The sequence below is a fragment of the Acinetobacter larvae genome, from assembly GCF_001704115.1.
GTDB classification, from domain to species: Bacteria; Pseudomonadota; Gammaproteobacteria; order Pseudomonadales; family Moraxellaceae; genus Acinetobacter; species Acinetobacter larvae.
This window is the reverse complement of record NZ_CP016895.1, coordinates 1,579,237-1,592,470: the sequence shown is the minus strand read 5'-3', so window position 1 is coordinate 1,592,470 and position 13,234 is coordinate 1,579,237. Positions and strand designations below refer to the sequence as shown.

Sequence of the window (13,234 nt, the reverse complement as noted above, 5' to 3'; positions counted from 1 at the left end):
AATTTTTAAGGATTTAGCGTCATGGCACTCTTGCAAATTGCAGAACCTGGTCAATCAAGTGCGCCACATGAACACCGTATTGCGATTGGTATCGATTTAGGTACCACACACTCTTTGGTCGCCACGGTACGTTCTGGTCAAGCCCAAGTGCTCAATGATGAACAAGGTCGTGTGTTATTTCCCTCTATTGTGCACTACGCTGCCGAGCAAACCATAAGTGGTGAAGCTGCCAAGGCTTATCTATTGACTGATCCACAAAATACTATTGTTTCTGTAAAACGCTTTATGGGACGCTCTCAGTCAGATATCAAGTTTCAACACCCTTATCATTTGCTAGGCAACGACCAGCAAATGCCAGCATTCGAGACAGCACAAGGTCATAAGACTCCTGTTGAAATTTCAGCAGTGATCTTACAGCAGCTGAAATTACGGGCAGAAAAAACTTTAGCGCAACCTATTTTTGGTGCAGTCATTACAGTTCCTGCTTATTTTGATGAAGCACAACGCCAAGCAACGCGCGATGCTGCACAATTGGCTGGCTTAAATGTATTGCGTCTACTGAATGAGCCGACTGCCGCTGCTGTCGCATATGGCTTAGACCAACAACATGCTTTAGACCACGATCAAAATTATGTGATTTATGACTTAGGTGGCGGTACTTTTGATGTGTCCATCTTACGCTTTAGCCAAGGTGTTTTCGAGGTTTTAGCGACGGGTGGTCATACAGCATTAGGTGGCGATGATCTTGACCGTTTGATCGTAAAATGGGCAAAAAAACAGCTCAATATCGAACAGTTGAATGACACAGAATATGCACATTTTATTAGTGCTGCTCGTCAAGCCAAAGAAGCGCTTAGCCAACAACAGCAAGTTGATCTACATATTTTACAACATCAACTGCACTTGACCCGCAGCGACTTTGAAAACATCATCCAGATTGCTTTAGACAAAACCATTCAGGTATGCAAACGCGTATTACGTGATGCCAAATTAACGACCAATGATGTACAAGCTGTAGTTTTGGTTGGTGGTTCAACACGCTCTTATGCCGTACAAAATGCAGTAGAACAATTTTTTGCTCAACAGCCCTTATGTTCTCTGAATCCAGATGAAGTGGTGGCGCTCGGTGCAGCAATTACTGCCAATCAATTGGCTGGTAACAGTCAAGAGAATGCCTTATTGCTAGATGTTACGCCACTGTCATTGGGACTAGAGACCATGGGTGGCTTGGTTGAACGCATTATTTCTCGCAATACCGCCATTCCTGTGACACGACGTCAAGAATTTACCACCTATCAAGATGGCCAAAGTGCCATGCTGATCCATGTGGTACAAGGTGAACGAGATCTGGTGGAGCACTGTCGAAGTTTAGGTCGTGTGATTCTTAGCGGAATCCCCCCCATGGTAGCGGGTCAAGCGCGTATCGAAGTAACCTTCCAAGTCGATGCCGATGGTTTACTCAGTGTTACTGCCAAAGAAACAAGCTCTGGCGTGCAAGCGCATATCGATATCAAACCGAGCTACGGCTTATCTGATGCAGATACCGAACGACTATTGCTCGAGGCCTATCAGTTTGCCGAACAAGACAAACAATCCCGTCATTTTAATGAAACCAAACTCGAAGCTGAACGTGAGCTAGAGGCTCTCGAACAAGCTTTGAACAAAGATGCACATTTACTGACTAACGATCAATTCAATGCTCTCAATCAGGCCAAACTTCAACTTCAAAACGTACTCACCCAGAGTGATAACGCAACTGATATTGAAGCAGCGGCGCAACAATTGAAAGTTCATAGTGATGCTTTTGCTGCGACTCGTATGAATCAACATATTGATAATGCACTTAAAGGCACCAAGCTTGAAGATTGGTCAAACTCAAATCAATAGATAGGTAAAGACTATGCCGCGTATTAAAGTACTCCCGCATGCGCAATACTGCCCCGAAGGCGCTGAGTTTGAAGTTGAGCATAATGCCAACCTATGTAAAAGCCTATTAGATCACAACATCAAAATTGAGCATGCTTGTGATATGTCCCGTGCTTGTACTACATGCCATGTGATTGTTCGTAAAGGCTTTAATAGCCTTGAAGAAATGGGAGATGAAGAAGCCGATCTACTTGACCGTGCTTGGGGCTTAGAAGCAGACTCGCGCTTATCTTGTCAAGTGATTGTAGAAGATGAAGATTTAGAAGTGGAAATTCCTAAGTATAGTCTGAACCATGCTTCAGAAAACCACTAAAGTTGCTGCTTCGCTGATGCGATGCACATCCATGGCCACCACTAGGTGGCCTTTTTAACGACTTTGCTATGCTGCACGTGATCCAGATCGGTTATTTCATCTTCGAGCTGTAACTTTGCCACACCCGCGCTATCTGTCAGTTGTTGTTGTAATTGAATCCGTTTAATCATTTGTTCAAGCACTTGTATCAGCTCATTGTATTCATAGTTTTGCACAGCTTCTAGATTTAACAATAAATGAAAGCCTTTATACTCATAATCAAACCAATGCTGTATATCTTGAGACTCAGCATTGAGTTTTTCTACCACTTGCCAGCTTTTTACTAAACCTTGAATCCCCTTAAGCTCGGCCGCGGCTTTAGGACTACACAGATAATTGTTTTTAACCAACTTAAATGTTTCATCTGAAATTAAAATTTCATCGATTTCAGCCAAACTCTGTAAACGTGCCGCCAAGTTGGCATCTCGACCAACAATGGTATAAGTCATGCGATGAATCGTGCCATAGTTGCCAACGTGGCAATATCCTGTACTAATCCCCATCCGTATATGCAGTTCAGGATAGCCCATTTTTAACCAACGTTGTCGCAGAAACTTCATTTGCTGACGCATTGCCAATGCCATATCGACGCAATTGATCGCATCCTGCTCCACCCCTTTAGAATCTGGATCGCCAAAGAAGATTAGGATTGCATCGCCCATAAACTTATCGATGGTTGCGCCATATTGGCGTGCAATATCTGTCATTTGACTGAGATAATCGTTGAGTAAAAAAGCCAAATCATCTGGGATTAAGCGTTCACTTAACTCGGTAAAGCCTTGGATATCTGAGAAGAAGATGGTTATTTTTTTACGTTTATATTCTAATTTTGCTTCTGTTTCACCGCGCATAATCGCTTGCCATAATTGTAAAGGTGCATAGCGACTGAGCTGATTGGATAGCTCAATATAGCGGTTCATTTCATTAAAATAATTGTCTTTTTCATCCTTCAGTTGGCGGAAATTATTTTGGTGATAATATTCACCAACACCGACAAATAAAATCAGACCAATTCCAGTTAATGTGGTAATTTCCACTGCACTGGCCTGGAAATAGTCGGAAAAACCAAAAATTAAAATAATATTGAGATAAAAGATAATGACTGCAATTAGACTAAACATTGAAACCATTAGCAATGAAATACGATAAATCATTGCGGCATAGATCAAACATAAAACCAATGCAAAGCTAATAGATAAATCTAGATGTACAGCAGCCAGTACCACTGAAACCACAATAACATCGCATAAAAATAAGATATTACGACGTACCTGAGATTTATATTTATATTGTAGCCAACGCGAGAATTTTAAAATACTCAAAAAAACCACAGCAATAAATACAGGCACATAAATCTGATACTGTGTACCTTCAGTGCTAAAGTAATACACAGTAACAAGCAAGCCAATCAGTAAATAACCCATTAAGCGTTGATATAGCTCGAATTTTCTAGGTCCCTGATAGATCATACTGTTTAATAGCACGATTTAGCTTACTCCAAATTTATGCTCGCAAACTGCTGGCAGCGTTTAATCCATTCTCCAGTCAAATGGCATATCGCCTTGTCCACGTAGTGCTAACATCAGTGTCTGGCGCATATGCGCTAAAACTTCATTGCTATACGGTACAGCGGTATTGCCCCATACTGGTTTTGGCCATGCGACATCATTTTGATAACGCACCACATGATGAAAATGCAATTGTGGTACGACATTACCTAAAGCCGCAACGTTCATTTTGTCTGCACGAAATACACGTGATAACTGACTTGATAACCAGCTTGACTCACGTAAAAACTGCTCTTGGTCAGCTTGAGATAATTCGTACAGTTCGCTAATACCCGCGACTCGAGGAATGAGAATTAACCACGGAAACTGCATATCATTCATTAAACGACATGTAGAAAGCGGAAAATCACCGACAAAAAAAGTATCTTGAGCAAGTTGAGGATGCAAACTAAACATATCTTTATAAATGACATAACGAAGATGATGGCTAATACTACCACAACACGCCCACAGTGAATATTATTCTGCGGCGCTTTTCATACAAAATCCGTACTTTTGCCACAATGAGAATCAACTACTTAGAACGATTAAATCGCATTGGGCGAGCTTGTACAAAAAGCCGCCCTTAAAGCACTGATAGCACGGCAAACTAGGCTGCGTTCAAGAGCTGTGCCAGCAATTGCTCTAAAAATGCTATGCGTTGTGCATAGTCCTCTAGATTGACCGTGACTTTCAAGCGTTGCCCACCCTCCATCCGGTAATAGGTCGGATTTTTTTGCATTAATTGAATAATCGTAATTGCTTGTACTGGTGTGTCTGGCGCGAACTCAAGACTACCGCCTTGTGCAGCCACATCGATCTTGGTAATACCCAATTGCTCCGCTTGAATACGCAGTTTATGTACACTAAACAACTGCTTCACAGGCTGTGGTAATTGTCCAAAACGATCGATCAATTCCATACGAATATGATCCAACTGCTCTTGAGAAGCGGTATTACTAATCCGTTTATAAAATAATAAACGTTGATGAACATCGCCTAAATAATCATCAGGAATTAAGGCCGGCATATGTAAGCTAATTTCTGCGGTTAAGCTTAACGGTGCATCCAGATTTGGGGTTTTACCTTGCTGAATGGCTTTGGTTGCCTTCTCTAGCATTTCCATATAAAGACTATAACCAATGGCTTGCATAGAACCACTCTGCTGTTCACCCAGCAGTTCCCCTGCACCACGAATTTCCAAATCTTCGGTCGCCAAAATAAAACCGGCCCCCAAATTGGCAGCACGCTGGATCGCATCCAAACGTTTTTCCGCATCGCCTTTCAGCCCCTTGATCGACGGTACCATGAGGTAGGCATAAGCTTGATGATGTGAACGTCCAACTCGACCACGCAATTGATGCAATTGTGCCAAGCCCAATTTATCTGCGCGCTCAATAATAATGGTATTGGCATTGGGAACATCAATCCCCGTTTCAATAATAGTAGAACAAACCAAGACATTATATTCTTTGTGATAAAACTGCTGCATGACCTGCTCTAGCTCACGTTCACGCATTTGCCCATGCGCCACCGCCACACGAGCCTCTGGAATCAACTCACGTAAATTTTCTGCAGCACGCTCTATGCTATCGACTTCATTGTGCAGAACATAAACCTGCCCTCCACGTAATAATTCACGTAATATCGCTTCTTTTAAAGTCGCGTCAGTTTGTTCCATCACAAAAGTTTTGACTGCCAAACGTCGAGCCGGAGGTGTGGCAATGATGGATAAATCACGCATCCCCGAAAATGCCATATTTAAGGTCCGTGGAATCGGTGTAGCCGTCAGGGTCAACATGTCGATATCGGCACGCATGGCTTTGATACGTTCTTTATCACGTACACCAAAACGATGTTCTTCATCAACAATCATGAGTCCCAGTTGTTTAAACTGAATGTTCTCTTGCAAAATCTTATGGGTACCTATCACGATATCCACTTTGGCATTGGCAAGATCTTCAATGATTTGCTGATGTTTTTTACTAGAACCAAAACGCGATAACACCTCGATACGAATTGGCCAATCGGCAAAACGATCACGGAAAGACTCATAATGTTGTTGTGCCAATAAAGTTGTGGGCACAAGCACCGCAACTTGCAAACCATTTTGCACCGCAACAAAGGCTGCCCGCATTGCCACTTCGGTCTTACCAAAGCCCACATCACCACAGACCAAGCGGTCCATGGGCTTGGCACGCTGCATATCTGCTAACGTTGCTTCAATGGCATTGGCCTGATCCGGTGTTTCCTCATAAGCAAACCCACTGCTAAACTGTCGATAAGCAGCTTCATCCAAGGCAAAGCTTAAACCTGCTTTGGACTGGCGACGCGCTTGAATATGCAATAATTCAGCAGCAACATCATGAATCTGCTCCATCGCTTTACGTTTGGCTTTATTCCACGCATCTGTGCCCAGTTTATGTAAAGGTGCCAGATCTGGATCACCCCCACTATAACGACTAATCAAATGCAAGTGCGTAACAGGTACATAAACTTTGGCGGCATCGGCATAATCAAGTTGCAAAAACTCGTGGTCTTGTTCATCTATACATAAAGTCACCAAGCCCGCATAGCGCCCAACACCATGATCGATATGTACCACGGGTGCCCCTATACTTAATTCCGTTAAACTGCGAATGAGGAATTCTTCAGAAATTTCTTGTTGACGTTTACGACGACGTTGTACTACACGATGTTCATACAGTTGGTTTTCTGCAATAACCGATATTTCACCCGCAATGGATAATCCGCGATCTAAAGGTGCTGTCGTAATAGCAACATTGTTGTTTGCAGTGATCTGTAAAAAGTCTGCAAAACTCGCAACCACTGGGATATCACCGATCACCGCTCTAAGTGCATCACGCATACTTTCACGACGCCCAGCACTCTCTGCGACAAAGAGCACGGCATTTTCACGCTGCTGTAAATAGTGCTCCACCTGCTGGAATGGGCGCGCATGTTTAGGATCGACGGCCAAACGTGGTGGTGGTTCAACGGGTAAATTCACCACGCCCGCTCGCGGCACAATCTCTTGCTCAGACACAACCAAACGCGGGAATTGGTTTAAATCGTGAAGTAATTGCTGCTGCGGAATAAATAAATCTTCTGGTGCTAAAATCGGTTGATCGATATTATGTCGACGGTCTTCATAGCGTCGCATAATATCCACCCAAAAGCGACTCAGATGATCATCAAGATGTTCATCACTTACAATCAGGGCATGACGGGGTAAATAATGACTAAAATGGCTTTCTTGCTGCATTTGCTGTTCAGTAAAGAACAAGGGAAAATAAAAATCTAAGCCAGGCGATGCTATCCCCTCAAGCGCATCTAAATAAATCGGATTTTTCTTAGGATTGGCACGACTAAAAACTTGCGCATAACGGTCTCTAAATAATGAGCGCGCATCTTTGAGTGGGAATTCTTTGGCGGGTAATACGGTAAAGTGTTTTAATTGCTCAGTTGTCCGCTGCGTTTCTGGATCAAAGAATTTTAAACTATCAATTTCATCATCAAATAAATCAATGCGAATTGGCTGTTTTTGCCCAGATGCATAAATATCTAAAATACTCCCGCGTACAGCAAACTCCCCATGATCATATACTGTATCGACCAAATGATAACCCGCTTGTATCAGTTTCGCTTTTTGTTTTTCTAAATCCAGTTTTTGCCCAACAGCAATATCAAAGTGTTCGCCCAGTACCCAAGATAGTGGTGCAACACGCTGTGCCAAGGTCTGTGCTGAAAGCAATACAATGCCCTGTTGTGGCATATTAGAGAGTATCGACAGTCGTTCAGATACAATGTCTTGATGTGGTGATAAGCGATCATAGGGCAAAATTTCCCAATCAGGAAATACCACAGCTTTTTGTCCGTAAAACTCCAACTCACTTTCCAACTGCGCCAAATGCTGATTATTTTTTGCGACCACCACCAGCAGTTGCTGTGGTTGTTTGGCAATCTCTCCTAATAATAATGCAGCGGCAGAACCTAAAGCCTGACCTATCCATCGTTTTTCTTTGGCTTTAAGTTGTTTTAAATTCAGTTGTGAAATAACGTTTTGAAACATAAAACTGGGACTATACTGAGATCGACAGGGCACTATAGTATCATGCTAGATTTTAATTTAAGCGTTTTTATTATCGAATTGCCGCTATTGTTTTTTCATTATTATAGTAACTATAGCATTTATGATGGCTATATTATTTTACTCAGTCCTTGGCTGCTTATTTTACTGAGTCCTCGACTGGGCAGAGAAGCCATTGTGCAGATTAAACACTTTGCTGTTGTATTAATATCATCTCCGCCAACAATAAATCTTCTGGATAAGTAATTTTAATATTATCTGCTCGTCCCTGTACCAAATGTACAGGTTGCTGACAATATTCTAAAGCACTCGCCTCATCGGTAAGCAAACAATCATCAGCCATAGCGCGCTGTAAAGCCCGACATAACACAGCATATTGTGCGATTTGTGGTGTCTGTGCCTGCCATAACTGTTCACGACTGACTGTATGCTCAATTTGATCGGCTTGATGCTGCGCTTTCTTTAAAGTATCCCGTACTGGGGTAGCTAAAATTGCGCTGTGCTGGGTCTGTTGTGCCGTAGCCAGTAGTTCAAGCAGATTATCAAGATGTACACAAGGTCGTGCAGCATCATGCACCAACACCCAGTCATCATCGGCAGCATAATCTGCCAGATACATTAACGCATTATATACACTCTGCACACGCTCTTGCCCACCAACACAACGGTGCATCCGTGTTGGCTGTGCAAATTGTAATGTTTGTAAATAATCGTCCTGCTGCGCACAGGCAATCACATAACCAGCCAGCGGCAATTGATTTAAGCGCGCCACACTATGCTGCAACACACTTTGTCCTGCAATCTCTTGATATTGCTTTAGATGCTTAGATGAAAAACGCTGTCCCGAACCTGCGGCTGGAATAATAGCCCATAGTTTACTGCTGGAATTCAGGTGCAGGGTCGTCATCTTCATTATTTCTTAAATCTTGATCGGCTGTAGAGTCGATATATATCGGTTGATACTGTGTACTAATGGTGCTCATTTGTACAAAGGTTTCGTGCGGCTTAATTAGACCTAAATCTAATCGAGCATGTTCTTCAATGGCTTCAGCACCGTTTTTTAAGTCATAAACTTCGGCAGCCAAGATGCGATTGCTTTCCTTAACTTCTTCATTCTTATCTGCTTCTTCTTGAATGCGTTCCATTAAGGCTTGGTGAGGGAAATAGCCCCCCTCACCATTCCAAAATTGGTATTGCAGCCAGCTGACGACAATAATCGTCAGCAGCAATAACAATTTACTTGAAGTTGTTTTAAAGACTTCTAACATGAGTATACAAAGCTTAGTTCAGACCTTTGAATTCAGCTTTACCGCGATACACGGCTTTAGTCAACTCTTCGATACGCAATAATTGGTTATATTTCGCAACACGGTCAGAACGACAAAGTGAACCTGTCTTGATTTGACCTGCAGCCGTACCCACAGCAAGATCAGCAATCGTCGAATCTTCTGTTTCGCCAGAACGGTGTGAAATCACGGTGTTATAACCATTCGCTTTGGCTAAATAGATTGCATCTAAAGTTTCAGACAACGTACCAATTTGGTTATATTTGATCAGAATAGCATTACCAACTTTCTCATCAATACCACGTTGTAAGATTTTTGGATTGGTAACGAATAAATCATCACCCACCAATTGAATCTTATCACCCAGAATTGATGTTAAATATGCCCAGCCTTCCCAATCAGATTCATCCAAACCATCTTCAATTGAGATAATCGGATATTGTGCAGCCAAACCTGCCAAGTAATCAGAGAACTGGTTACTGGTAAATGCTTTATTGCCTTCACCCGCTAAAATATACTGACCATCTTTATAAAACTCAGAAGATGCGCAGTCTAATGCCAACATAATGTCAGAACCAGCCTTATAACCAGTTTTTTCAATTGCTTGTAAAATGACTGTGATGGCTTCTTCATTGGAACGTAAGTTCGGTGCAAAGCCCCCCTCATCACCTACCGCAGTATTCAAGCCTTGTTTTTTCAAAACTGATTTCAAAGCATGAAATACTTCTGCGCCAGCACGCAAGCTTTCTGCAAAACTACTGAATCCGACGGGCTCAATCATAAACTCTTGAATATCAACGGTGTTATCGGCATGTGCACCACCATTTAAGATATTCATCATCGGCACAGGCATAGACAATGTGCTTTGTCCACGCAAATCAGCGATATATTGATATAACTCTACTTTTTTCTCAGTCGCCGCTGCGCGTGCTGCAGCCAAAGACACTGCAAGCGTTGCATTGGCACCAAGTTTTTCTTTATTTTCTGTACCGTCTAAGGCGATCATTTTGTTATCTAATGCTTTTTGTTCAAAAACATTTTCACCTAACAAGGCATCACGAATAGCGGTTTTAACATTTTCAACTGCTTGGCGAACACCTTTACCTAAGTAACGATTTGCATCGCCATCACGGAGTTCCAAAGCCTCACGAGAACCTGTTGAAGCACCAGATGGTGCAGATGCACGGCCGACTACACCAGAATCTAAAACGACATCAGCTTCGATCGTGGGGTTACCACGAGAGTCCAAAATTTCACGTGCACGTATGTCAACGATTTGGCTCATGAATATTTCCTCAGTTGATTAAATGACAGCGATACTTAAATAGTATCAATGAGTATCTAGTTGTTTGAATCCTTTGACCAAAGAATCCAATTGTTTGATCTGTTCTAAAAACGGTTCAAGTTGTGTCAATCGCAGCGCACAAGGACCGTCGCATTTTGCTTGTTCAGGATCTGGATGTGCTTCTAAAAATAACCCAGCCAGCCCTGTTGCCATGCCTGCTCGCGCTAAAGTTGTAATTTGCGCGCGACGTCCACCAGCTGAATCAGCGCGTCCACCTGGGGTTTGTAAGGCATGCGTCACATCAAAAAAGACTGGCACATCAAAGGCTTTCATGCTATCAAAAGCCAGCATATCCACCACTAGGTTGTTATAACCGAATGCTGAACCTCGCTCACACAAAATAAGTTTGTCATTACCTGCTTCTAAGCATTTATGCAGGATATGCCGCATTTCATGTGGGGCAAGAAACTGTGCTTTTTTGATATTAATGATCGCTTGCGTCTTTGCCATGGCTTCAACCAAGTCGGTTTGACGGCTCAAAAAAGCTGGTAACTGGATAATATCTGCAACCTCTGCTACAGCAGCGGCTTGATAAGGCTCATGTACATCGGTAATTACCGGTACATTAAAATGCTGTTTAATCTCTGCCAACCATTGCATGCCTTTTTCTAAGCCCGGACCGCGAAAAGAATGCAGACTAGAACGGTTCGCCTTATCAAAACTAGCCTTAAATACATATGGAATGTCTAAACGCTGACAGATATCGACATAGGTCGCTGCGATTTCAAATGCCAAGTCTTTAGACTCAAGCACGTTCATGCCACCAAACAACACAAAAGGCAAATGGTTTGCGATATTGATATCACCTAAACGCACAATGTGTTGTGCTTGTAGTTGTGACATGAAGAATCCCTCTTATAATGAATGAAGAAATGGCATAAACTAAAACACATGCATACATAACATTAATGGCTTTTCTGATAATGCACTTTTGCCGCATCAATAAAGCTAGCAAATAATGGATGTCCATCACGTGGCGAGCTGGTAAATTCTGGGTGGAATTGTACCGCAATAAACCATGGATGTTCTGGAATTTCAATAGTTTCAACTAAATGTTGTACTGCTGAATAACCAGAAACTTTCATACCCGCCTGTTCTACCGCTTCAATAAAACGATTATTCATTTCATAACGATGACGATGACGCTCTACAATTTCTGCTTGAGCATAAATTTCACGTGTTTTTGTGCCTGCGACTAACTCAGACTTTTGCGCACCCAAGCGCATAGTACCGCCTAAATCAGACTCAACACTACGTTGTTGCACTTCACCACGCTCATCTAACCATTCTGTAATGAGACCAATCAATGGATATTTGGTGGCACGGTTAAATTCTGTTGATGTTGCTTCTGGCATGCCTGCAACATGACGCGCAAACTCAATCACTGCCAATTGCATCCCCAAACAAATGCCTAAGAAGGGTACGCCATTTTCACGCGCATATTGAATGGCTTTCATTTTGCCTTCAGTACCACGCTCACCAAAACCACCTGGCACCAAGATTGCATCGGCAGATTTTAATACCTGTGCAACATCTTGTTGCTCAAGTTCTTCGGCATTAACATAGTCAATTTCGACTTTGACCCGATTTTGTATACCCGCATGTAATAATGCTTCATTGACAGATTTATAAGCATCTGGCAATTCGACGTATTTACCGACCATGGCAATACGAACAACATATTCAGGATTTAAAAGCGCTTCCACAACATTATCCCAATCTTCTAAATTGGCTTCTGGTGCATCAGCATAACCAAAACGTTCACAGATTAAATCGTCAACATCTTGCTCATAGAAAGTACGCGGAATCTGATAAATTGTTTTGGCATCTTGGCAAACCACTACCGCACGAGCTTCAACGTTGGTAAACAATGCAATTTTACGGATCGTTTCAGCATCCACTTCATGCTCAGTACGACAGATTAAAATATCGGGCTGAATACCAATCGATAACAACTCTTTTACTGAGTGCTGCGTTGGTTTAGTTTTTAATTCTTGAGCAGAACGAATATAAGGCAATAAAGTCAAGTGCATAAGCATGCTGCGCTTATGACCAAGCTCAACCAAGAGCTGACGTACCGCTTCCATAAAGGGTAGAGACTCGATATCGCCAACCGTACCGCCAATTTCAACGATCGCAACATCATAGCCTTCACCAGCTAAAAGCACGCGTTCTTTGATATTGTCTGTGATATGCGGAATAACCTGAACTGTGCCACCCAAGTAATCACCACGACGCTCTTTATTGAGTACATCTTGGTATACACGACCAGATGTAAAGTTATTGCGTTTGGTCATTTTGGCATGACGTAAGAAACGTTCGTAATAGCCCAAATCCAAATCAGTTTCGGCACCATCTTCTGTTACAAAGACTTCACCATGTTGAAAAGGACTCATCGTCCCTGGATCGACATTAATATATGGATCCATTTTAACCATGGTAACTTTTAATCCACGGGCTTCTAAAAGAGCGGCAACAGAAGCAGCTGAAATACCTTTACCTAGTGATGAAACCACACCGCCAGTGACAAATATAAAATGGGTCATTGAGTCTCTCGTACAATCGAGCCGAATCGGCTTACAATGTTGCGCAATTTTACTTTACTATGCCCCTATAAAGCAAAGTCAAAGCGCATCAATTCAAATAACTGCAAACAATCGGTTATTTTATCAACATTCCCGATTATTT

At 42.3% G+C, this 13,234-nt stretch carries 10 protein-coding genes; 2 read left to right on the top strand and 8 right to left on the bottom strand.

Annotated elements, in window-relative coordinates:
* Positions 1 to 21 precede the first annotated feature (21 nt).
* Together hscA and fdx are read left to right on the top strand one after the other, a co-directional pair.
* Positions 22 to 1,887, top strand: a complete 1,866-nt coding sequence (gene hscA / locus BFG52_RS07000; protein WP_067553964.1) for a Fe-S protein assembly chaperone HscA — start codon at positions 22 to 24, stop codon at positions 1,885 to 1,887.
* A gap of 13 nt (positions 1,888 to 1,900) precedes the next feature.
* Positions 1,901 to 2,239 (top strand): ISC system 2Fe-2S type ferredoxin, encoded by a 339-nt coding sequence (fdx, locus tag BFG52_RS06995; RefSeq protein ID WP_067553962.1) that lies wholly within the window; start codon positions 1,901 to 1,903, stop codon positions 2,237 to 2,239.
* A 41-nt stretch (positions 2,240 to 2,280) separates the two neighbouring features.
* On the opposite strand, the gene BFG52_RS06990 is transcribed toward fdx, so the two are convergent.
* The 8 genes from BFG52_RS06990 to BFG52_RS06955 all read right to left on the bottom strand — a co-directional run bounded on the left by BFG52_RS06990 (position 2,281) and on the right by BFG52_RS06955 (position 13,092).
* Entirely contained in the window at positions 2,281 to 3,762 is a 1,482-nt protein-coding gene (locus tag BFG52_RS06990) for an adenylate/guanylate cyclase domain-containing protein (RefSeq protein WP_067553959.1), read from the bottom strand.
* A gap of 45 nt (positions 3,763 to 3,807) precedes the next feature.
* Positions 3,808 to 4,242, bottom strand: a complete 435-nt coding sequence (locus BFG52_RS06985; RefSeq protein WP_067553956.1) for an HIT domain-containing protein — start codon at positions 4,240 to 4,242, stop codon at positions 3,808 to 3,810.
* A gap of 193 nt (positions 4,243 to 4,435) precedes the next feature.
* Complete coding sequence (gene mfd / locus BFG52_RS06980; RefSeq protein WP_067553954.1) at positions 4,436 to 7,897, bottom strand: transcription-repair coupling factor; 3,462 nt, start codon at positions 7,895 to 7,897, stop codon at positions 4,436 to 4,438.
* A gap of 202 nt (positions 7,898 to 8,099) precedes the next feature.
* On the bottom strand, positions 8,100 to 8,828 hold the full coding sequence (gene ispD, locus BFG52_RS06975) for a 2-C-methyl-D-erythritol 4-phosphate cytidylyltransferase (RefSeq protein WP_067553951.1): 729 nt from the start codon (positions 8,826 to 8,828) through the stop codon (positions 8,100 to 8,102).
* Positions 8,791 to 9,183, bottom strand: a complete 393-nt coding sequence (locus tag BFG52_RS06970) for a septum formation initiator family protein (protein ID WP_067553948.1) — start codon at positions 9,181 to 9,183, stop codon at positions 8,791 to 8,793. Before BFG52_RS06970 ends, ispD begins: the two co-directional genes overlap by 38 nt.
* A gap of 13 nt (positions 9,184 to 9,196) precedes the next feature.
* Positions 9,197 to 10,486, bottom strand: coding sequence for a phosphopyruvate hydratase (gene eno, locus BFG52_RS06965; protein ID WP_067553946.1), 1,290 nt, complete (start codon positions 10,484 to 10,486; stop codon positions 9,197 to 9,199).
* 45 nt (positions 10,487 to 10,531) lie between these two features.
* Positions 10,532 to 11,389 (bottom strand): 3-deoxy-8-phosphooctulonate synthase, encoded by an 858-nt coding sequence (gene kdsA / locus BFG52_RS06960; protein ID WP_067553943.1) that lies wholly within the window; start codon positions 11,387 to 11,389, stop codon positions 10,532 to 10,534.
* A gap of 62 nt (positions 11,390 to 11,451) precedes the next feature.
* Entirely contained in the window at positions 11,452 to 13,092 is a 1,641-nt protein-coding gene (locus BFG52_RS06955; protein WP_067553940.1) for a CTP synthase, read from the bottom strand.
* Positions 13,093 to 13,234: the final 142 nt, after the last annotated feature.